18 protein-coding genes are annotated in these 22,086 nt (G+C 66.3%); 11 read left to right on the top strand and 7 right to left on the bottom strand.

What is annotated here, in order from left to right:
- Positions 1-55: 55 nt before the first annotated feature.
- Positions 56-1,255, top strand: coding sequence for an MFS transporter (locus AC3A6M_RS01195; protein WP_487850929.1), 1,200 nt, complete (start codon positions 56-58; stop codon positions 1,253-1,255).
- Between the two features lies 1 nt (position 1,256).
- Here the strand turns inward: AC3A6M_RS01195 and AC3A6M_RS01200 are convergent, their stop codons facing one another.
- From AC3A6M_RS01200 to AC3A6M_RS01215, 4 genes are all read right to left on the bottom strand, one after another.
- A complete protein-coding gene (locus AC3A6M_RS01200; RefSeq protein ID WP_487850930.1) occupies positions 1,257-1,667 on the bottom strand; it encodes a carboxymuconolactone decarboxylase family protein in 411 nt (136 codons plus the stop codon).
- 148 nt (positions 1,668-1,815) lie between these two features.
- Positions 1,816-2,163, bottom strand: coding sequence for a ribonuclease E inhibitor RraB (locus AC3A6M_RS01205; RefSeq protein ID WP_487850931.1), 348 nt, complete (start codon positions 2,161-2,163; stop codon positions 1,816-1,818).
- 33 nt (positions 2,164-2,196) lie between these two features.
- Complete coding sequence (locus AC3A6M_RS01210) at positions 2,197-2,736, bottom strand: hypothetical protein (protein ID WP_487850932.1); 540 nt, start codon at positions 2,734-2,736, stop codon at positions 2,197-2,199.
- A gap of 117 nt (positions 2,737-2,853) precedes the next feature.
- Entirely contained in the window at positions 2,854-3,609 is a 756-nt protein-coding gene (locus tag AC3A6M_RS01215) for a FadR/GntR family transcriptional regulator (protein WP_487851214.1), read from the bottom strand.
- Positions 3,610-3,697: 88 nt separating this feature from the next.
- Between AC3A6M_RS01215 and garD the strand changes: the two genes are divergently transcribed.
- The 8 genes from garD (at position 3,698) to AC3A6M_RS01255 (ending at position 13,224) form a co-directional block, all read left to right on the top strand.
- Positions 3,698-5,254, top strand: coding sequence for a galactarate dehydratase (gene garD / locus AC3A6M_RS01220; protein ID WP_487850933.1), 1,557 nt, complete (start codon positions 3,698-3,700; stop codon positions 5,252-5,254).
- A gap of 114 nt (positions 5,255-5,368) precedes the next feature.
- Entirely contained in the window at positions 5,369-6,454 is a 1,086-nt protein-coding gene (locus AC3A6M_RS01225) for a porin (protein WP_487850934.1), read from the top strand.
- A 12-nt stretch (positions 6,455-6,466) separates the two neighbouring features.
- Positions 6,467-7,375: a LysR family transcriptional regulator gene (locus tag AC3A6M_RS01230; protein WP_487850935.1), complete on the top strand. Its 909-nt coding sequence runs from the start codon at positions 6,467-6,469 to the stop codon at positions 7,373-7,375.
- Positions 7,376-7,564: 189 nt separating this feature from the next.
- Positions 7,565-8,857 (top strand): MFS transporter, encoded by a 1,293-nt coding sequence (locus AC3A6M_RS01235; RefSeq protein ID WP_487851215.1) that lies wholly within the window; start codon positions 7,565-7,567, stop codon positions 8,855-8,857.
- 32 nt (positions 8,858-8,889) lie between these two features.
- Positions 8,890-10,230, top strand: a complete 1,341-nt coding sequence (gene gudD, locus AC3A6M_RS01240; RefSeq protein WP_487850936.1) for a glucarate dehydratase — start codon at positions 8,890-8,892, stop codon at positions 10,228-10,230.
- Positions 10,231-10,255: 25 nt separating this feature from the next.
- Positions 10,256-11,038 (top strand): 2-dehydro-3-deoxyglucarate aldolase, encoded by a 783-nt coding sequence (gene garL, locus AC3A6M_RS01245; RefSeq protein ID WP_487850937.1) that lies wholly within the window; start codon positions 10,256-10,258, stop codon positions 11,036-11,038.
- Between the two features lie 18 nt (positions 11,039-11,056).
- Positions 11,057-11,950 carry a 2-hydroxy-3-oxopropionate reductase gene (glxR, locus tag AC3A6M_RS01250; protein ID WP_487850938.1) on the top strand — a complete coding sequence of 298 codons (894 nt, stop codon included), beginning with the start codon at positions 11,057-11,059 and terminating at the stop codon, positions 11,948-11,950.
- Positions 11,947-13,224, top strand: a complete 1,278-nt coding sequence (locus tag AC3A6M_RS01255; protein ID WP_487850939.1) for a glycerate kinase type-2 family protein — start codon at positions 11,947-11,949, stop codon at positions 13,222-13,224. Before glxR ends, AC3A6M_RS01255 begins: the two co-directional genes overlap by 4 nt.
- Positions 13,225-13,419: 195 nt before the next feature.
- Here AC3A6M_RS01255 and AC3A6M_RS01260 read toward each other — a convergent pair whose 3' ends face one another.
- From AC3A6M_RS01260 to AC3A6M_RS01270, 3 genes are all read right to left on the bottom strand, one after another.
- The gene (locus tag AC3A6M_RS01260; protein ID WP_487850940.1) at positions 13,420-13,578 is read right to left on the bottom strand and encodes a hypothetical protein; all 159 of its coding nucleotides are present in this window, start codon (positions 13,576-13,578) and stop codon (positions 13,420-13,422) included.
- 121 nt (positions 13,579-13,699) lie between these two features.
- Positions 13,700-15,547: a glucokinase gene (gene glk, locus AC3A6M_RS01265; RefSeq protein ID WP_487850941.1), complete on the bottom strand. Its 1,848-nt coding sequence runs from the start codon at positions 15,545-15,547 to the stop codon at positions 13,700-13,702.
- 3 nt (positions 15,548-15,550) lie between these two features.
- Positions 15,551-17,185: an alpha-amylase family glycosyl hydrolase gene (locus AC3A6M_RS01270; RefSeq protein ID WP_487850942.1), complete on the bottom strand. Its 1,635-nt coding sequence runs from the start codon at positions 17,183-17,185 to the stop codon at positions 15,551-15,553.
- A 382-nt stretch (positions 17,186-17,567) separates the two neighbouring features.
- Between AC3A6M_RS01270 and AC3A6M_RS01275 the strand changes: the two genes are divergently transcribed.
- Both AC3A6M_RS01275 and AC3A6M_RS01280 read left to right on the top strand, forming a co-directional pair.
- Positions 17,568-19,118, top strand: coding sequence for a POT-type proton-dependent oligopeptide transporter (locus AC3A6M_RS01275; RefSeq protein WP_487851216.1), 1,551 nt, complete (start codon positions 17,568-17,570; stop codon positions 19,116-19,118).
- 147 nt (positions 19,119-19,265) lie between these two features.
- Complete coding sequence (locus AC3A6M_RS01280) at positions 19,266-21,992, top strand: alpha-1,6-glucosidase domain-containing protein (RefSeq protein WP_487850943.1); 2,727 nt, start codon at positions 19,266-19,268, stop codon at positions 21,990-21,992.
- Positions 21,993-22,086 lie beyond the last annotated feature (94 nt).

Here is a 22,086-nt window from a genome sequence, read left to right on the forward strand (position 1 = left end):
TATGCGTTCGGATCGCACATATTACACTGGCATGCTCTCCCGATCATCCATCGCCATGACCACGCCCACCGCCTCGACCACCGTTCAAGCCGCACGCTCCGGCACTGTGCTGCAGATCCTGTTTTCCGTCGCCTTCGTGCACCTGCTGAACGACTGCGTGCAGGCTTCGCTGCCGGCGATCTACCCGCTGCTCAAGCAGGAATTCGCGCTCAGCTTCGCGCAGGTGGGCCTGATTACCCTGACCTTCCAGTGCACGGCCTCGCTGCTGCAGCCCTGGATCGGCCTGTACACCGACAAGCACCCGATTCCCTTCCTGCTGCCGATGGGGATGTGCATGACCCTGCTCGGCGTGGCGCTGCTGTCGATGGCCGGCAGCTTCGGCATGCTGCTGCTGGGCGCCGGCATGATCGGCGTCGGCTCCTCGACCTTCCACCCGGAGGCATCGCGGGTGGCGCGCCTGGCCTCGGGCGGGCGCTTCGGCTTCGCCCAGTCGCTGTTCCAGGTCGGCGGCAACCTCGGCTCGGCGCTCGGCCCGCTGCTGGCGGCCGCGATCCTGGTCGGCAGCGGCCACGGCAGGTTCGCCTGGTGCGCGGTGCTGGTCGTGCTGGCGGTGCTGGTGCTGGTGGGCGTGAGCCGCTGGTACGGCAGCCACCTGAAGAACGCGCCGAAGAAGGCGGCCGCGCGCGCCGGTGCATCGCTGCCGCGCAAGCGCGTGATCCAGGCGCTGGCGGTGCTGGCGATGCTGGTGTTCTCGAAGTACATCTACATGTCCAGCCTGTCGAGCTACTACACCTTCTTCCTGATCGAAAAATTCCATGTGCCGGTCGGCACCGCGCAGATGTATCTGTTCCTGTTCCTCGCCTCGGTGGCGGTCGGCACCTTCGCCGGCGGCCCGATCGGCGACCGCATCGGCCGCAAGCGCGTGATCTGGGTCTCGATCCTGGGCGCGGCCCCGTTCACGCTGGCCCTGCCCTACGCCAGCCTGTTCTGGACCGGCGTGCTGTCGGTGGTGATCGGCCTGGTGATGTCCTCGGCCTTCTCGGCCATCGTGGTGTTCGCCCAGGAACTGGTGCCGGGCAAGGTCGGCATGATCGCCGGGATCTTCTTCGGCCTGATGTTCGGCATCAGCGGCATCGGCGCCGCCGCGATGGGCCACATCGCCGACGTGGCGGGCATCGAGCAGGTGTACCGCATCGCCTCCTTCCTGCCGCTCTTGGGCATCCTGGCGGCGCTGCTGCCGGATATGGAAAAGTGACTCAAGGGGCGGCCTTCTCCGCCTCGACCTGCTTGATCACTTCATGGGCGATCTTGAAGCTGTCGAGCGCGGCGGGCACGCCGCAATAGATGCAGGCCTGCAGCAGGACTTCCTGGATTTCCGCGATCGACACGCCGTTGTTCAGGGCGCCGCGCACGTGAAGGCGCACCTCGTTCGGACGGTTCAGCGCGGTCAGCATCGCCAGGTTCAGCATGCTGCGCGTGCGGCGGTCGAGCTGGGGCCGGGTCCAGACCTCGCCCCAGCACCATTCCGTGGTCATTTTCTGCATCGGCTTCATGAAATCCTCGACTTCGTTGACCGATTTGTCGACGTATTCCGCGCCGAGCACTTCGCGGCGGACTTCCAGTCCCTTGGCAAATTGGGGCGTATCGAACTCTGGTGGCAGGGGCATGGTCATCTCCGTTTTATGTTGAAACCATAAGAGTGCCTGAAATTGGAGAAACAGGTATCGCGGACCAAAGCAGTCTTACATGAAGCCCGGATTGCGCGGAGTTAGCGTGTCCAGTCGCCGCAGTCGATCATCAATGGATCAGGCCTGGTCATGCGGTTTGCCGCTGAACGACGCATCCCCAACCGTCGTAGTCGAGGGAGAACAGCCGAGCCAGGCACATCATCAGGCCGGATACAGAGCACAGCACGTGCTGGGTGATCGGCATATGGACCGTAATGATCACCCGGTAGCCTTCGTCAGCTTCCTCGATTCTCGAAACGCCATAGCGGTTGTCGGCAGCGAATGAAGCCACGATCTCTGCTTTGCCATGCTCTTGTGTTGTCAGGACAAAGTCGACGTCACGGGCGATCGAGAATTTGTCACCTTCCCCGTCCAGTTTAGTGAGCAGCTGTGTGTCCTCATACGCAGTGGATAACAGGGAATCGACTATGGTCATTGGATGTCTTTGACTGGCATCGGCCAGCAGCCCTTATCGCTTTTCCTTGTTAATCTGCTGCAGCAGCACAAAAGCCTCATGCTCGACCGCTGGCTGCGCATCCGCAAGCTCCTTGCTCGCCTTCACATAAGCGGCCCGCTTGCGCTCCTTTTTTTCTTCCGGCGGAACGACCGGCACCGCGCCCGGCATGATGATGCCGCCGGCGCTGTTGTACCTGTCGTGGATCACCTTCTTGCCGTAGGGGGTCTGGTAGAAGCGGGTCATCTCGGCCGCGGTATCGGCGGAAATGGTGCGCGCCAGCGGCGGCGCCAGGCGCTGGTAGATCTCTGCGGGCGGCGTCTTGCCGATCTTGGCGAACACTTCCTTGCGCTGCGCGTCGCTCGAATACCGGCTGCGGGCGGCGACGCCGCGCAGGACGTTTTCTGCCTGCATCGCGCCTAGCAGGTCCTGCACGGCCTTGACGTGTGCGGCGTTCGGTACGGCAGCCGCCGCGGTGGGCGCCGTGTTGGCGGCAAATGCCGGGGCGGCGAAGGCGAGCGAAAGACCCAGCATGGCGTGGACTGCGAACTTCATGAGTTTCCTCCCGTTCAGAAAAATCCAGTGTACGGGGGTTGTTACTCTATTGGCAAGCAGGAAACTGTTGCCAGATCGACCCAAAATCAATTCGAAAAGACATCGGACATCTTACGTCTATGCTGTTTCCAGCCCTTGCGCTGCCTCCAGCGCTTCCTGTGCCTTGCGCAGCCGCTCCCGGCTGTTACCGATATGCAGGCGCATCGCGGCCCGGGCCGATTCGGCATCGCCGCGCGCGATCGCGTCGACCAGCTGTTCGTGCTCGCGCCCGACCTGCTCCATGTAGGCCGCGGGGTCGGCATGGGTCAGCCGCGCCGAGTTGATGCGCGCGCGCGGGATGATGTTCGCGCCCAGGTGCTGCAGGATGGCGCGGAAGTATTCGTTGCCGGACGCCTCGGCGATCGCCAGGTGGAAGCGCTGGTCCAGCTCGACGGTATCCTCGCCCCTGCGCGCGGCCTGCTGCAAGGCCGCCAGCGCGGCGCGCACTTCCGCCAGCTGGGCCTCGGTGCGGCGCGCCGCCGCCAGCCCGGCCGCCTCGGTTTCCAGGCCGATCCGCAGCTCCAGCAGGGCGATCACGTCGCGCACCGTGGTCACGGTGGCCGGATCGATTCCCATCACGGCCGGCGGCGGCAGCACGAAAGTACCGATCCCGTGCCGGGTCTCGACCAGGCCGGCCGCCTGCAGGCGCGAAATCGCCTCGCGCACCACGCTGCGGCTGACGCCCTGCTCCACCATGATTTCGGTTTCGGTCGGCAGTTTGTCGCCGGGCTGCAACTCGCCATGACGGATGTGCTCGGTCAGCTGCTCCACCACGAGCTGGGCGAGGTTGCGGTGCTTTCGGGGCGTGGCAGATGGCGTCATGGCGATTGCTATTTCAGGAATGCCTGATTATACTGGCCCTCAGCTTGTAAGACGTCAGACAACTGACCTTATACAGAGCAACACAAGCACGGAGGCAAACATGCGGTCAGATTCCACCGGAGTGCCACGCAGCATCCGGATGCACGACAACGATAACGTCGCCATCGTCGCCAACGATGGCGGACTGCCGGCCGGCACCGTCTTCCCCGACGGCCTGGTATTGAAAGACAAGGTCCCGCAAGGGCACAAGGTGGCGCTGCGGCCCATCGCGCAAGGCGAAGCGATCCTGCGCTACAACGTCGTCATCGGCCATGCGCTGCGCGACATCGAACCGGGCCAGTGGATCGAAGAATCCCTGGTCGGCATGCCGCCGGCCCGCGAACTCGACAACCTCCCGATCGCCACGATCCGCCCCGCTCCCCTGCCGCCGCTGGACGGCTACACCTTCGAAGGCTACCGCAACCCGGACGGTTCGGTCGGCACCCGCAACATCCTCGCCATCAGCACCACCGTGCAATGCGTCTCCGGCGTGGTCGATTTCGCCGTCAAGCGCATCAAGAGCGAACTGCTGCCCAAGTACCCGAACGTCGACGACGTCGTCAGCCTCGACCACACCTACGGCTGCGGCGTGGCGATCGAGGCGCCGGGCGCCGAGATCCCGATCCGCACGCTGCGCAACATCGCGAAGAACCCGAACTTCGGCGGCCGCGCCATGCTGGTCAGCCTGGGCTGCGAAAAACTGCAGCCGGGGCGCCTGTTCCCGGCGGGGGCAATGCCGATCAAGGACGTCGCCGGTCCCGACCACGTCTGCCTGCAGGATAACGCCCACGTCGGTTTCGGCTCCATGATCGAGAACATCATGGACACCGCCGAGCGGCACCTGATGGAACTGGACGCGCGCCGCCGCGAGACCTGCCCGGCGTCCGACCTGGTCGTCGGCGTGCAGTGCGGCGGCAGCGATGCCTTCTCGGGCGTGACCGCGAACCCGGCGGTCGGCTTCGCCAGCGACCTGCTGGTGCGCGCCGGCGCCGCCGTGATGTTCTCGGAAGTGACGGAAGTCCGCGACGGCATCGACCAGCTGACCGCGCGCGCCGTCGACGAAGACGTGGCCCAGGCCATGATCCGCGAGATGGCCTGGTACGACGAATACCTCAAACGCGGCGGCGTCGACCGCAGCGCCAACACCACGCCCGGCAACAAGAAGGGCGGCCTGGCCAACATCACCGAAAAGGCGATGGGCTCGATCATCAAGTCGGGCACCGCGCCCATCGCCGGCGTGCTGTCGCCGGGCGAGAAGCTGCAGCAGAAAGGCCTGATCTACGCCGCCACGCCGGCCAGCGATTTCATCTGCGGGACGCTGCAGCTGGCCGCCGGCATGAACGTGCACGTGTTCACCACCGGCCGCGGCACGCCCTACGGCCTGGCCGCGGTGCCGGTGGTGAAGGTCGCCACGCGCGACGACCTGGCGCGCCGCTGGCACGACCTCATGGACATCAACGCCGGCCGCATCGCCACCGGCGAGGCGACCATTCCCGACGTCGGCTGGGAACTGTTCCACTTCATCCTCGACGTCGCCAGCGGCCGCAAGAAGACCTGGGCGGAGCACTGGCGCCTGCATAACGCGCTGGCGCTGTTCAATCCGGCCCCGTTGACCTAGCGGTCACCCGTGAGTCCCGTTTTCATCCAGGCACCTGCCGCGTCCGGCCTCTCCATGCGAGAAGCCGGCGTGGCCGGCGTACGCCCCCTACAACAACCACAAGGAGACAGCAGCATGAAGAAAGCAGCAGCACTGATGATCGGCATGGCAGCCGCGGGCTTGAGCACAAGCTCGGCCCAGGCCCAGACCAACGTGACCATCTACGGCATCGTCGACGCCGCCATCGTCGGCGAACATGGCGGCGTGGCCAGCCCGTCCACCAGGATCACCAGCGGCGCAGCCTCGGCCTCGCGCATCGGCTTCCGCGGAACGGAAGATTTGGGCGGCGGCCTGTCTGCCTTCTTCACGCTCGAAACCGGCACCAAGATCGACACCGGCGAGGTCGACGCCGCCGGCACCATCTTCAACCGCCAGGCCTTCGTCGGCCTGAAGAGCGGCGCCGGCCAGGTCGCGCTGGGCCGCCAGTACACGCCCTGGCACACGGCCTTGGCCGCGGTCGACCCCTTCGGCACCGGCTATGCGGGCACCTCGAAGAACCTGTTCCCGGACAACGGCTCGAACGTCCGCACCAGCAACACCATCACCTATAAATCGCCGAAGGTGAACGGCTTCGACGGCGAACTGGCCTATGCCTTCGGCGAGCAGCCCGATGCCTCGACCGGCCGCCAGTTCGGCGGCGCGGTCGGCTACGCCAACGGCCCGCTGGCCCTGCGCCTGGCCTACAACAGCAAGAACACCGACGTCGCCGCCACCGCCAGCGCTCCCTTCGTCAGCCGCTCGCTGGGCCGCAACACCCTCTTGACCGCGGCCTGGCAGTTCCCGGTGGCCTCGCTGCGCTTCGCCTACGGCATCGACAAGGGCTTCAACGCCGCCACGCTGGGCAATAACAACAACCCCTACGGCGGCGTCAAGCCGACCCCGTCGACGGATGGCCGCTCGATCCTGCTGGGCCTGTCCGCGCCGATCGGCCCGGGCACGCTGATGGCCTCGGTCCAGCACAAGGACGACCGCACCAGCTTCAACCAGGATGCCAACGCCTGGGGCATCGGCTACCTGTACGGGCTGTCCAAGCGCACCGGCCTGTACGCGGCGTACGGCCATATCCGCAACCAGAACGGCGCAGGCTACACTGTCGCCAACAATACGGAATCGGGCACCGGCAACACCGGCTACAACCTGGGTATCCGCCACGTGTTCTAACAAGGAGAAAGGATGTTCGAGATCAGCCAGGTCCGCTGCTTCGTCGCCGTGGCGGAAGAACTGCATTTCGGGCGCGCCGCCGAGCGCCTGAACATGACGCAGCCGCCGCTGAGCCGGCAGATCCAGCTGCTCGAACATCACGTCGGCACCCGGCTGCTGGACCGCAGCAGCCGCGGCGTGCGCCTGACGGCGGCCGGCAAGGCCTTCTTTCCCGAAGCCGCGCGCATCCTGCGCATGGCCGATGAGGCGGTGGTCACGGCGCGCCGGGTCGCCAAGGGCGAACAGGGCGGGCTGGCGATCGGCTTTACCGCCGCCTTCGGCTACGGCCTGCTGCCCGACCTGGTGCGGCGCCTGCGCGAACGCGCGCCCGGCATCTCGCTGACCCTGAAGGAACTGGTCACCACCTCCCAGCTGGAAGGGCTCGACAGCGGCCAGCTCGACATCGGCCTGATGCGCCCGCACGCGCGCCACGGCGAGCTCGAGACCGTGCTGATGGCCACCGAGCCGCTGATGCTGGCGATTCCCGAGCGCGAAGCGGCCGACTGGCCCGAGCGCCCCACGCTGGACTGCGTGCACGGCAAGCCCTTCCTCATGTATTCGCCCTACGAGGCGCGCTACTTCTACCAGCTGCTGAACAACTGCTTCGACGCGGCCGGCGTGACGCCCGACGTGGTCGAGCACATCGGCCAGATCCACACCATGCTGGCCCTGGTCAGCTCGGGCGTGGGCGTGGCCCTGATTCCCACCGCGGCCGCGCGCCTGCAGCTGCGCGGCGTGGTGCTGCGCACGATGCAGACCGACCCGCCCGAGCCAGTGCAGACCATCTGCGCCTACCGCCGCGACAACGGCAACCCCATCCTCGATATCTTCCGGCGCGACATCCTGCCAGCCTTCGTACGCAGCCAGCGATCCAATTCTTGAATCGATCCAAACACTCATTGGTTTGTTTGAGCATGATTGCCGCTCTAAGATTGGTGTCATAAAAACATAAATCGAATCGGACCCCTGCCGCCGGCGGGGGCGATACAACGACACTAGGAGACACTTGTGGAACAAGCACAAGCCATCAGGACCGCCGCAGCGGCCAAGGTGCAGACCCGTACCCGCTGGATGATCCTCGCAATGCTGTTCGTGATCACCACCATCAACTACGCCGACCGCGCCACGATTTCGATCGCGGCCCCGGGCATCAAGAAGGAGCTCGGCCTGGATGCGGTCCAGATGGGCTTCGTGTTCTCGGCCTTCGCGTGGTCCTACGTCATCGCCCAGCTGCCGGGCGGCTGGCTGCTCGACCGCTTCGGTTCGAAAATCACCTACTTCTTCAGCATCTTCCTGTGGTCGGTGTTCACCATGCTGACCGGCGCCGCAGGTTTCGTCGCCGGTGGCGCCGCGGTGGCCATGCTGTTCACCCTGCGCCTGCTGGTCGGTGCCGCCGAAGCGCCCTCCTTCCCGGGCAACAGCCGGATCGCATCAAGCTGGTTCCCGACCAACGAACGGGGCCTGGCCGCCGCCATCTTCAACTCGGCGCAGTATTTCGCCACCGTGCTGTTCGCGCCGATCATGGGCTGGCTGGTGCATTCCTACGGCTGGCACAGCGTGTTCTACGTGATGGGCGCGCTGGGCATCGTCATGGCCTTCGTCTGGCTCAAGGTCATCTACGCACCGAAGGACCACCCCTCGGTCAGCCCGAGCGAACTGAAATACATCCAGGAAGGCGGCGCGCTGGTCGACCTCGACGGCGCGCAGAAGGCCCCGGCCCAGGTCAACACCTTCGCCGCCATCAAGGAACTGCTGGGCAACCGCATGCTGCTGGGCGTGTACATCGGCCAGTACTGCATCACGACGCTGACCTACTTCTTCCTGACCTGGTTCCCGGTCTACCTGGTGCAGGAGCGCCACATGACCATCCTGAAGGCCGGCTTCGTGGCTTCGCTGCCGGCGATCGCGGGCTTCATCGGCGGCGTGACCGGCGGCTGGCTGTCCGACCGCCTGGCCAAGCGCGGCTACTCGCTGTCGGTATCGCGCAAGCTGCCGATCGTGCTGGGCATGCTGATGTCGATGAGCATGATCGCCTGTAACTATATCGAGACCGACACGCTGGTCATCGCCGTGATGTCGCTGGCCTTCTTCGGCAAGGGCGTCGGCGCGCTGGGCTGGGCGGTCGTGTCGGACACCTCGCCGAAAGAAGCCGGCGGCCTGTCGGGCGCCCTGTTCAACACCTTCGGCAACACCGCCGGCATCACCACCCCGATCGTCATCGGCTACATCGTGCAGGGCACCGGCTCCTTCGCCGGCGCGCTGGTCTTCGTCGGCGCGAACGCGGCGCTGGCGATCGCCTGCTACCTGTTCATCGTCGGCGACATCAAGCGCGTCAGCCTGAAGAAATCGCTGATCGCGAAATAAACATCATCCAAGATTTATCGAGGAAGGACAACATGACTACCTACGTTTCGGGCGCTCCCGTCATCACCGACCTGCGGGTCGTCCCCGTGGCCGGCCAGGACAGCATGCTGCTGAACCTGAGCGGCGCACACGGCCCCTGGTTCACCCGCAACATCGTCCTGCTGTCCGACAGCGCCGGCAACACCGGCCTGGGCGAAGTGCCCGGCGGCGAGAAGATCCGCCAGACCATCGAGGATGCAAAGCCGCTCATCGTCGGCAAGACGCTGGGCGAGTACAACAACATCCTGAATGCGATGCGCAAGGCCTTCGCCGACCGCGATGCGGGCGGCCGCGGCAACCAGACCTTCGACCTGCGCACCACCATCCACGCCGTCACCGCGGTGGAATCGGCCCTGCTCGACCTGCTGGGCCAGTTCATGAACGTTCCCGTGGCAAGCCTGCTCGGCGAAGGCATGCAGCGCGATGCCGTCGAGATGCTGGGCTACCTCTTTTATGTCGGAGACCGCAGGAAGACCAACCTGGACTACCGCAGCGAGCCGGACGCCGGCAACGCCTGGTTCCGCCTGCGTAACGAAGAAGCGCTCACGCCGGAAGCCGTGGTGCGCCTGTGCGAAGCGGCCCGTGAACGCTACGGCTTCAACGACTTCAAGCTGAAAGGCGGCGTGCTGTCCGCCGACGAAGAGATGGAAGCCATCGTCGCCATGCACGAGCGCTTCCCGGATGCCCGCATCACGCTCGACCCGAACGGCGCCTGGTCGCTGCAGGAAGCGATCCGCGTGTGCCGCGACAAGCACGGCGTGCTGGCTTATGCCGAAGACCCGTGCGGCGCCGAGAACGGCTTCTCCGGCCGCGAAGTGATGGCCGAGTTCCGCCGCGCCACCGGCCTGCCGACCGCGACCAACATGATCGCCACCGACTGGCGCCAGATGGCCCACTCGATCCAGCTGCAGTCGGTCGACATCCCTCTGGCCGACCCGCACTTCTGGACCATGCAGGGTTCGGTGCGCGTGGCCCAGCTGTGCGAGATGTTCGGCCTGACCTGGGGCTCGCACTCGAACAACCACTTCGACATCTCGCTGGCCATGTTCACCCACGTCGGCGCCGCCGCCCCGGGCAAGGTGACCGCGATCGACACCCACTGGATCTGGCAGGACGGCCAGCGCCTGACCAGGGACCCGCTGAAGATCGAGGGCGGCATGATCCGCATCCCGTCTAGGCCTGGCCTGGGCATCGAGATCGATCTCGATGAACTCGACAAAGCCCATCAAGCCTACAAGAACATGGGCCTGGGCGCGCGCGACGACGCCGCCGCGATGCAATTCCTGGTTCCGAACTGGACCTTCGACAACAAGCGCCCCTGCCTGGTGCGCTGATTCCTATCGCTGACAGAAGACCATCATGAGCTACACCACTCCCTACAGCGGCATCCCGAACCGCTTCAAGCAGGACCTGCGTGAGGGCAAGCAGCTGATCGGCTGCTGGTCTTCGCTGGCCAATCCCTTCACCACCGAGATCCTCGGCCTGGCCGGTTTCGACTGGCTGCTGCTCGACGGTGAGCATTCGCCGAATGACCTGAACAGCTTCATCCTGCAGCTGATGGCGCTGAAGGACAGCCCGAGCGCGCCGGTAGTGCGCCCGCAGTCGAACGACACGGTGCAGATCAAGCGCCTGCTCGACGCCGGCTTCTACAACTTCCTGATCCCCTTCGTCGAGAACGCCGACGAGGCAGCCCAGGCCGTCGCCGCGACCCGCTATGCGCCGGAAGGCGTGCGCGGCGTCTCGGTGTCGATGCGCGGCAACCGCTTCGGCACCATCCCCGACTACCACCAGGTCAGCAACCGCCACATCACGGTGGCCCTGCAGATCGAGAGCCGCACCGCGGTCGCCAACATCGAAGCCATCTGCGCGGTGGACGGCGTCGACTGCGTCTTCATCGGCCCTTCCGACCTCGCGGCCGGTTACGGCTACCTCGGCAACGCCAACCACCCGGAAGTGCAGGAAGCGATGCAGCGCGTGTTCGCCGCCGCCAAGGCCACCGGCGTGCCGGTCGGGATCCTCGCGCCCGCCGAGAACGACGCGCGCCGCTACATCGAAATGGGGGCGACCATGGTCGCCGTCGGCAGCGACCAGGGCCTGTTCCGCGCCGCCACCCAGGCGCTGCGCGACAAGTACGCTTTGTAAAAATCACGGAGAAACACAATGAGCAAAATCGGATTCATCGGCCTGGGCATCATGGGCAACCCGATGGCGGGCCACCTGATCAAGGCCGGCCATGAGGTCTTCCTGTACACCCACGGCAGCGTGCCGGGCGCGCTGGTCGAAGCCGGAGGCAAGGCCTGCGCCTCCAGCAAGGAAGTGGCGCAGAACGCGGACGTGATCATCACCATGGTCCCGGACACCCCGCACGTGGCGGACGCCCTGTTCGGCGAGAACGGCGTGGCCGCCGGCCTCACGCCGGGCAAGGTGGTGGTCGACATGAGCTCGATCTCGCCGGTCGAGACCAAGGTCTTCGCCGAGCGCATCAAGGCGCTGGGCTGCGAATACGTGGACGCCCCGGTATCCGGCGGCGAAGTCGGCGCCAAGGCGGCCAGCCTGACCATCATGGCCGGCGGCTCGGAAGCCGCGTTCGACCGCGTCAAGCCGTTGTTCGAACTAATGGGCAAGAACATCACCCTGGTGGGCGAGAACGGCGCCGGCCAGACCTGCAAGGTCGCCAACCAGATCATCGTCGCGCTGAACATCGAGGCGGTCGGCGAAGCCCTGCTGTTCGCATCGAAGATGGGCGCCGATCCGGCCAAGGTGCGCCAGGCGCTGATGGGCGGCTTCGCGGCCTCGCGCATCCTGGAGGTGCATGGCGAGCGCATGGTCAAGCGCACCTTCGATCCGGGCTTCCGCATCGAGCTGCACCAGAAGGACCTGAACCTGGCGCTGTCGAGCGCGCGCGCGGTCGGCGTCTCGCTGCCGAACACCGCCACCGCCCAGGAGCTGTTCAACAGCTGCGCGGCCCACGGCGGCGGCGGCTGGGACCACTCGGCCATGGTGCGCGCGCTGGAAAAGATGGCGAACTTCGAAATCGGCCAGCAGCAAAAATGACTCCGCCGCTTTCAAGCCCACGCCAGCTGCTGGTGAAGATGTTCGAGGCGGCGATCGCATCCGCCCAGCCCGAACATTGCATCCCGCCGCACCTGCCCTCGCAGGGCGCGGGCAGGACCATCGTGATCGGGGCCGGCAAGGCGTCGAGCGCGATGGCGCGCGCGCTCGAGAAAAACTGGGCCGGTCCGCTGTCCGGCCTGGTCGTCACGCGCTACGGCTATGCGGTGCCCTGCCAGCGCATCGAGATCGTCGAGGCCGCGCACCCGGTGCCGGACCAGGCCGGCCTGGATGCGGCGCGCCGCATGATGGACCTGGTCCAGGGTCTCGGCCCGGACGATACCGTGATCTGCCTGATCTCGGGCGGCGGCTCGTCCCTGCTGCCGCTGCCGCTGGACGGCATCACGCTGGAAGACAAGCAGGCGGTCAACCGCGCCCTGCTCGCTTCCGGCGCCACCATCAGCGAAATGAACTGCTTGCGGCGCCATCTCTCTGCGATCAAGGGCGGACGCCTGGCCGCAGCCTGCCATCCGGCGCGCGTGGTCACGCTGCTGATCTCCGACGTGCCCGGCGACCACCCCTGCGACATCGCTTCCGGCCCGACCGTCGGCGATCCGACCACCTGCGCGGACGCGCTGGCGATCGTGCGCCGCTATGGCATCGCCCTGCCGGCCGCGGTGCGCGAGGTGCTGGAGAGCGGGCGTGGCGAATCGGTCAAGCCGGGCGATGCGCGCCTGGAACGTTGCGAAACCAGGATGATCGCGACGCCGCAGATGGCGCTGGAAGCCGCGGCTGCCGTCGCGGTCGACGCCGGCATCACGCCTTACATCCTCGGCAACGCGATCGAGGGCGAGGCGCGCGACGTCGGCAAGGCGATGGCGGGCATGGCGCGCCAGGTGGCCGACCACGGCCAGCCCTTCGCGCGCCCCTGCGTGATGCTGTCCGGCGGCGAAACCACCGTGACCGTGCGCGGCCAGGGCCGCGGCGGACGGAATGTCGAATTCCTGCTGTCGCTGGGACTGGCGCTGGAAGGACGGGCCGGGATTCACGCGCTGGCCGGGGATACGGACGGCGTCGACGGCCAGGAGGAAATCGCGGGCGCGGTGCTGGCGCCGGACACGCTGGCGCGCGCCTGGGCGCTGGGGATCAAGCCGGCCGATGCCTTGCAGGACAACGACGGACACGGCTTCTTCGGGGCGCTGGGGGATGCGGTGGTGACCGGGCCGACGCTCACCAATGTGAATGATTTTCGGGCGGTGGTGGTGCTGGAAGATTAAGTACTAGGCCTGGAACAGGGCACGTGCCTTAAAACGAGGACACGTACTTTAAAGCGAAGACACGTACCTTAAAACGAGGACACGTGCCTTAAAACGTCGTCCCCGCGCAGGCGGGGATCCAAGTTCTACTGGCGCTATCGTAACGCGTGCAACTTGGGTCCCCGCCTCCGCGGGGACGACGGTCTTCAGGCTGACTCAGAGCTCGATCAGAACATTACCTTCCGGGTCGATACGATTAGCGTACGACTGCACCCACGCATCGAACAGGCTGCGCCAGAAACCGCGGCCCGGCTGGACGAGGGCCGGGGACGACATCGATTGCAGTTGTGCGACTGCGCTGGACTGGTTGGACATGATTCACCTTTCGAAGAATGTTTGGATTGGTGACCATGTTAAAGAGCTGCTGATATGTCGTCCAATGACATGTTCTGATGCCGGCCATCACAAAAGCAAATGACCGGCCCGCTACCGGAACTCAGCTATCAAGGTGCGAAATGAGGGCCTGCGTCGGCGATGATAACGAAGACGATGGGCGCGCATGGTGCACGTCCACCGACACGCCCACCGCCATGATGTCGATCAGGAGCAGCTGCAGCACGCGCGAGATCATCGACAGGAAGCTGGTGTTGTCCTCGGCGTGGTCGACCGCCAGCAGCACGCTGGCGCGGCGGGCCAGCGGCGACTGGCTGCTGCTGATCGCGATCACGTCGGCGCCGGCGGCGCGCGCCTTGTCGACGGCGCCCAGCAGCTCGGGCAGGCGCCCGGAATTCGAAATCGCCACCACCACGTCGCCCGGCCCCAGCAAGTCCGCGGCAAGGCTGAACAGGTGCGAGTCGCCGTACAGCGCGGTCGGGATGCGGAAGCGGAAGAACTTGTGCTGGCCGTCCAGCGCCACCACGCGCGCATTGCCCATCGCATAAAACTCGATGCGCTTGGCGCGGCTCACCAGTTCGATCGCGCGGTCGATCGCGCGCACGTCGAGCTGGTCGCGGAATTTCAGGATCGCCGACACGGTGTTGTCGATCACTTTTGCGGACAGGTCATGCGTGCTGTCGCTGTGGCGCACCTGGCTGTGGCGCACCGGGATCGCGCCGGTCAAGGAACTGGCGAACTTCAGCTTGAAATCGGCCAGGCCGAGGAAGCCCAGCGAGCGGCAGAAGCGGATCACGGTCGGCTGGCTGACGTCGGCCAGCTTCGCGATCCCGGCGATCGGCTCGTTCAGCACCAGGCGCGGCTGCTCCAGCACCAGGCTGGCCACGCGCTGTTCGGCCGGGGTCAGTTCCGGCTGCAGCTGGCGGATGCGGTCCATCAGCGTGTTGTCGCCGCTGCGCCCGCGCAGGTGCTCGGACAGGATGTTGGCCACGCCGTCGAAGGCCACGTGGGGGGTGGCGATGACGTAGGTCGGGATGTCGGCGATATAGCCCGAAAAGCGTCCCTTGGCCTCGAAGCGGGCGCGGAACGGCGACGTCCGGAACCACTCGCCCAGGCGTGGCACGATGCCGCCGCCGATGAAGATGCCGCCGAAGGCGCCCAGGGTCACGGCCAGGTTGGCCGCGGCGGCGCCCAGCATGCCGCAGAAGCATTCCAGCACTTCCAGGCACAGCGCGTCCTTCTCGTCCAGCGCGGCGGCGATGATGGCGGCGGAGTCGCGCGGGCGCGCATCCACGCCATTGCGCTCGGCCAGCGCGCGGTAGATGATTTCCATGCCGGGGCCGGAGATCAGGCGCTCGTTCGACACGTGGCTCCACTCGCGCCAGGCGGTCTTCAGGATCGCGAATTCGCGCTCGTCGCCGGGCGCGAAGTTCACGTGGCCGCCCTCGCTGCCGAGGGTGACGAAGCCGTCCACGGTCGGGATCCCGCCCGACACGCCCAGGCCCGTGCCCGGCCCGAGCACGCCCAGCACCGCATGCGGCGCCGGCTTGCCCGGTCCGACCTGCATCAGGTCTTCCGGCTTCAGGCCCGGGATCGCCATCGCCAGCGCCGTGAAGTCGTTGACGATCAGGAGGGTCGTCAGGCCCAGCTCGCGCCGCACCTCGTCGGTCGAGAAGGCCCAGGGCCGGTTGGTCATGCGCACGTAGTCGCCGTCCACCGGGTTGGCCAGCGCCAGCGCCGCGTGGTTCAGGCGCACGTCCTCATGTTCGGACAGGTAGAAGCGCAGCAGCGGAACGATGCCGTCGAACTCGTCGCATTTCAGCACTGCTACCTTCCGGTAGGTGCCCGGCGCGACCTGCAGGGCGAAACGCGCGTGCGTCGCGCCGATGTCGGCCAGCAGGCGCGGGCCGTCGGCGAAGGCGGTACGGACATGGTCCGGCTGCTCCTGCATACCTCAGCCCTTCCCGGCCACGGTGCCGAACCAGGCGCCGTAGGGCGGCAGGGTGACGGTGGTACCGCCGACCTCGCCCGGCATGCCGTGGCCATTCAGCCTGCTTGCGCCGGCCGCTTCCGGCCAGTCGAAGTTCAGCGGCTGGCCGGTGGTGTTGAACACGGCCAGCACCGACGGGTGGCCCGGCAGGTCGCGGCGCAGCGCCAGCGCCTGTTCCGGCACGTCGAAGAACACGATGTCGCCGCGCGTGAGCTGCGGCAGCGTGCGGCGCCAGTGGATGATGGCGCGCTGGAAGTTCAGCATCGACTGCGGATCCTTGTCCTGCAGGTCCGCCGCCAGGGCCAGGTGCTCGGCCGGCACCGGCAGCCACGGCTTGCCGGTCGTGAAGCCGCCGTTTGCGTCAAGCGCGGTCCACGGCATCGGCGTGCGGCAGCCGTCGCGGCCCTTGAACTCGGGCCAGAAGGTGATGCCGTAGGGGTCCTGCAGCAGCTCGTAAGGGACGTCCGCTTCCGGCAGCGCCAGTTCGTCGCCCTGGTACAGGCAGGGAGTGCCCTTCAGCGACAGCTGGATGGCCAGCACCAGCTTCGACAGGGCGGGCGTGATTTCCCCGCGCGCCCAGCGCGTGGCCACGCGGATCGCATCGTGGTTGCCGACCGACCAGGAAGCCCAGCCATCCTTCACGCGCGCATTGAATTCCTCGACCTGCTGGCGAATGTGCGCCGCCGTGAACACCGGCGTCAGCAGGTTGAAGCTGTAGGCCATGTGCAGCTTGTCGCCGCCTTCGGTGTACTCGGCCATCTGTTCGAGCGCATCGTCGGAGCTCACTTCGCCGATCGACACCGCGCCGAATTCATTGAGCTGCGCACGCACGCGCTGCAGGAAGGCGATGTTCTCCGGCTGGGTCTTGTCATAGATGTGCGCCTGCATGCCGTAGGGGTTCACGTCGGTGACGGTCGAGGTGTCGCGCACCAGCGCCGGCGGGTTGCTGCGCAGCTGGCGGTCGTGGAAGTGGAACACGCAGGCATCCATGCGCACGCCGTCGACGCCGCGCTCGAGCCAGAAACGCTGTGCGTCCAGGTGGGCCTGCTGCACGTCCGGATTGTGGAAGTTGAGTTGCGGCTGGCTGACCAGGAAGTTATGCATGTAGTACTGCTTGCGGCGGGTATCCCACTGCCACGCCGAGCCGCCGAACACCGACAGCCAGTTATTCGGCGGATTGCCGTCCGGGAGCGGGTCGGCCCACACATACCAGTCGGACTTCGGATTGTCGCGGCTGGCGCGGCTTTCGACGAACCACGGGTGGGTATCGGCGGTGTGCGACATCACCTGGTCGATCATGATCTTCAGGCCCAGGTTGTGGGCCTTGGCGACCAGCGCGTCGAAGTCGGCCAGGGTGCCGAACATCGGGTCGACGTCGCAGTAGTCCGCGATGTCGTAGCCGAAGTCCTTCTGCGGCGACTTGAAGAAGGGCGACAGCCAGACGATGTCGACGCCCAGGCTGGCGATGTAATCGAGCCTGGCCGTAATGCCCGGCAGGTCGCCGACGCCGTCGCCATTGGTGTCGAGATAGCTGCGCGGATAGACCTGGTAAATGATGGCTTCTTTCCACCACGGATTGTTCGCGTCGGGAGTGCTCATGATGATGTCCGGTTAGTAAATTTTTAGGCAATATACAGCATCGATACTGGGCTGACAATCTGCCGGAAAATGATGAATTATCGTAAATATCCTTGAAAATCAGTGTCTTATAAAAATGTTGACTGAAGAATATATGGCGGTGTAGTAGTCAAACTACAGATTCGATGTTAGGGTGACGTGCTTGCCGAACAAGTTCTTGTTGCCAAGATAGAGTGGGTTGAATAGCATCGCATCACTCATCGTCGTTCCCGCGAAGGCGGGAACCCAAGTTTGTTGAGCCGCCGGGACGCGTACAACTTGGATTCCCGCCTTCGCGGGAATGACGTTCAAATAAAAGGAGACGCCGATGACCCAGAACCCGCCCCCTGTAAAAACCGGCCGCATGCCGCGCCAGATCCCCTTCATCATCGCCAACGAGGGCTGCGAACGCTTCAGCTTCTACGGGATGCGCAACATCCTGACGCCCTTCCTGATTTCCTCGCTGCTGCTGTTCCTGCCCGAGGCCGAGCGCGCGGGCGAGGCCAAGCATGTGTTCCACACCTTCGTCATCGGCGTCTACTTCTTCCCGCTGCTGGGCGGCTGGCTGGCCGACCGCTTCTTCGGCAAGTACAACACGGTGCTCTGGCTCAGCCTCGTCTACTGCGCCGGCCACGCCTGCCTGGCCGCGTTCGAGAGCAACGTCCAGGGCTTCTACCTCGGCCTGTTCCTGATCGCGCTCGGCTCGGGCGGCATCAAGCCGCTGGTGTCTTCCTTCGTCGGCGACCAATTCGACCACACCAACAAGGACAAGGCGAAGGTGGTGTTCGATGCCTTTTACTGGATCATCAACTTCGGCTCCTTCTTCGCCTCGCTGCTGATGCCCATCTTCCTGCGCGACTACGGCGCGGCCGTGGCCTTCGGCATTCCCGGCATCCTGATGGCCATCGCCACCCTGGTGTTCTGGAGCGGCCGCAGGAAGTACGTGCACGTGCCGCCGAGCCCCGCCAATCCGCATTCCTTCATGAACGTCGCGCGCACCGCCCTGCTGGCGAAACGCGGCGGCGCCGGCCGGCCGGGCCTGGCCGTGGCATCGGTCGGCGCCATCGGCGCGCTCGCCTCGCTGGCGATGACGCCCAGCTGGGGCTTCGTGATCGCCGCCTGCACGGCCCTGGTGCTGCTGCTGGCCTTCGGCGGCATCGGCGTGGCGCTGCAGCTGGAGCGGGCGCGCGGCCTGCATCCGGATGAAGCGGTCGACGGCGTGCGCGGCGTGCTGCGCATCCTGATCGTGTTCGCGCTGGTGACGCCGTTCTGGTCCCTGTTCGACCAGAAAGCGTCGACCTGGATCGTGCAGGCGAATTCGATGATGCGTCCGACCCTGTCGCTGTTCGGCAGCGAATTCCGCTTCGAGCCGGCGCAGATGCAGGCCCTGAATCCGCTGCTGGTGATGCTGCTCATCCCGTTCAACAACCTGGTCGTGTTTCCCGCCCTGCGCCGCCTGGGCTGGGAGCCGACCGCGCTGCGCCGCATGACCGCCGGCATCGCCCTGTCGGCGCTGTCCTGGGTGGCGATCGGCACCATCCAGGTGGTGATGGACGGCGGCACGCCGGTCTCGATGGCCTGGCAGATCCTGCCCTACGCCCTGCTGACCCTGGGCGAGGTGCTGGTGTCCGCCACCGGCCTCGAATTCGCCTACAGCCAGGCCCCGGCATCGATGAAGGGCGTGATCATGGCCTTCTGGTCGCTGGCGGTGACGGTCGGCAGCCTGTGGGTGCTGATCGTGAACGCCAGCGTCAAGAACGAGGCCGTGCTGGGCCACATCGCCAGCACCGGCCTGGGCGTGATGGCCTTCCAGATGTATTTCTTCGCCGCCTTCGCCCTCCTTGCCGCGCTGGTGTTCGGCTGGTACGCCACCCGCTACCGCATGGTCGACAACTACCGCAACGAGGCTGCATGAGGGAACCTCGACAAACCTACTGCGCGTCGCGGAGTCGGCCTGCGATGCTCGCCGTACCGTAAGTACGGCTGCGCTTCTCGGCCAACTCGGCTTCCGCTCGCTACGGTTTGTCGAGGTCCCGTTAAGCTAACTAGACATAATTATTCAATGAATAGAATCACCACCACCGCCGCAGGCCTGCTGGCCCTGCTCGCCTCCGCCGGCGCCCACGCCGCCATCACCCCCGACGCCTGCGACAGCAAGGGCTTCCAGACCGTCCTGCATCCTGCCGCGGCCAGCTTCGACGCGCGCGCCGTCTGGCTCGACCGGCGCCTGATCGCCTTCCCCGGCGCGGCGCCCGATGGCGTGTTCAAGCTCTATCACTCGCGCACGGGCGCGATCGCCGCGCAGGTCGGCGGCAAGGTCACGGGCGCTGCCGGCGCGCTGGTCCTCGGCCTGGCCAGGGACGGCGTGCCCGCGCCGCTGGCCGCGCGCTTCAAGTGGGTCGGCGCCGGCCCGGTGCTGCAACTCGATGACAACGACCTGTCGCGGATCGGCGACCTGCACCGCGAACAGCTGGTGCTGGTGCAGGAAGATGCGCAGGGCGCCGTGCGCGCGGCCACGCGCGTGCAGGTGGCGGGCGCACTGGACGACCTGTATGCGTCGGCCGCAAGCCTCGACAAGCTGGGCGTCGACATCGCCGACAACAAGACGGCGTTCACGGTGTGGGCGCCGACCGCGCGGCAAGCCGCCGTCTGCGTCTACAACTCGGCCGGCAGCACCGCGCGCGCGGTCTACCAGCTGCGCTTCGACCCTGCCAGCGGCGCCTGGAATACGGCGGTGCCGGGCGACCTGAGCGGCAAATACTACAAATATGCGGTCGAGGTGCCGGTCGACGGCGTGGGCATGGTGCGCAACCTGGTCACCGATCCCTACTCGATCAGCCTGGGCACCGATTCGAAGCGCAGCTACATCGTACGCCTGGACTCGCCGCGCCTGAAGCCGGCCGGCTGGGACGCCACGCCCTCGCCGCAGACCGTCAGGAACCCGACCGACATGGTGGTCTACGAACTGCACGTGCGCGACTTCTCGATCAATGACGAGAGCGTGCCGGAGCGCCTGCGCGGCAAGTACGGCGCCTTCACCCGCAGCGATTCGAACGGCGTGCGCCACCTGGCCGCGCTGGCGAAAAGCGGCCTGACCGACATCCACCTGCTGCCGGTGTACGACATCGGCAGCGTGCCCGAAGTTGGCTGCGCCGTACCGAAGCCTACCGGCGCGCCGGACAGCGAGGCCCAGCAGGCATTGATCGGAAAAACCGCGCAGACCGACTGCTTCAACTGGGGCTACGACCCCTACCACTACAACGCGCCGGAAGGCAGCTACGCCACCGATCCCGCCGATGGCGCCCGCCGCATCGTCGAGTTCCGCGAGATGGTCGGCAGCCTGCACAGGCTCGGCCTGCGCGTCGGCATGGACGTGGTGTTCAACCACACCTTCATCGCCGGACAGCACGAGAAGTCGGTGCTCGACCGCGTCGTGCCCGGCTACTACCACCGCCTCAACGCGACGGGCAGTATCGAGCGCTCGACCTGCTGCGACAACACGGCCACCGAAAACCTCATGATGGGCAAGCTGATGATCGACTCGGTGGCCCTGTGGGCGACCCAGTACAAAATCGATTCCTTCCGCTTCGACCTGATGGGCCACCAGCCGCGCGCCACCATGGAAGCCCTGCAGCGGCGCGTGAACGCGGCCGCCGGCCACCCGGTGCAGCTGATCGGCGAAGGCTGGAACTTCGGCGAAGTGGCGAACGGCGCGCGCTTCGTGCAGGCCTCGCAGCTGTCCTTGAACGGCAGCGGCATCGGCACCTTCAACGACCGCACCCGCGACGCCGTGCGCGGCGGCTCGGCCGGCGATTCCGGCGAAGCGCTGTTCGCGCGCCAGGGCTGGATCAACGGCCTGGTCTACGACCCGAACGGCCACGCCGGCAAGCGTGACCCCGCCGAGCTGCTGCGCGCCGCCGACATGGTGCGCGCCGGCCTGGCGGGCTCGATCCGCAGCTATCCGCTGCAGACCTACGACGACAGGACCGTGCCGCTGCAGGCGATCGCTTACGGCGACCAGCCGGCCGGCTATGCGAGCGAACCGTCCGAGGTCGTGAACTACGTCGAGAACCACGACAACCAGACCCTGTACGACATCGACGTGTTCAAGCTGCCGGCATCGACCTCCAGCCAGGACCGCGCCCGCGTGCAGGTGCTTGGCATGGCGGTGGACGCGTTCGCGCAGGGCATCGCCTACTTCCACGCCGGCATCGACGTGCTGCGTTCGAAGTCCCTGGACCGCAACAGCTTCAACTCGGGCGACTGGTTCAATCGCCTGGACTGGACCTACCGCGACAACTACTTCGGCACCGGCCTGCCGCCGGCGGAAGACAACGGCAAGGACTACGCCCTGCTGAAGCCCCTGCTGGGCAACCCGGCCTTCAAGCCGGCGCCAGCCGACATCGCCTTCGCGCGCGACGCCTTCCGCGACCTGCTGGCCATCCGCGCCAGCTCGACCCTGTTCCGCCTGCCCACCAGCGCGGAGATCAGGCGCCGCCTGCGCTTCTTCAACACCGGCTCGACCCAGAACCCGACCGTGGTCGCGGCCCACCTCGACGGCGAAGGTTATCCAGGCGCCGGCTTCAAGGGGATCAGCTACTTCATCAACGTCGACAAGGTCGGCCACACGGTGTTCGATCCGCAGGCGGCCGGCAAGGCGATGCGCCTGCATCCGGTGTTCCTGTCACCGAACGCGGCCGACAAGCGCGCGACCCAGGCGACGTTCGACCCGGCGAGCGGGGCGTTCAGCATTCCGCCGCGCACGGCGGTGGTGTTCGTGGAAGACTGAGCGCCCGGGAGCGTCGCCGGGATATCCGCGCAGCAAAGGAACAAGGCCGCAGCGGCAGCGGTGCTAGTATTTTTTCCATTACCTCAAGGAGGGC

The organism is Telluria sp. Soil_C_11 (genome assembly GCF_057657395.1).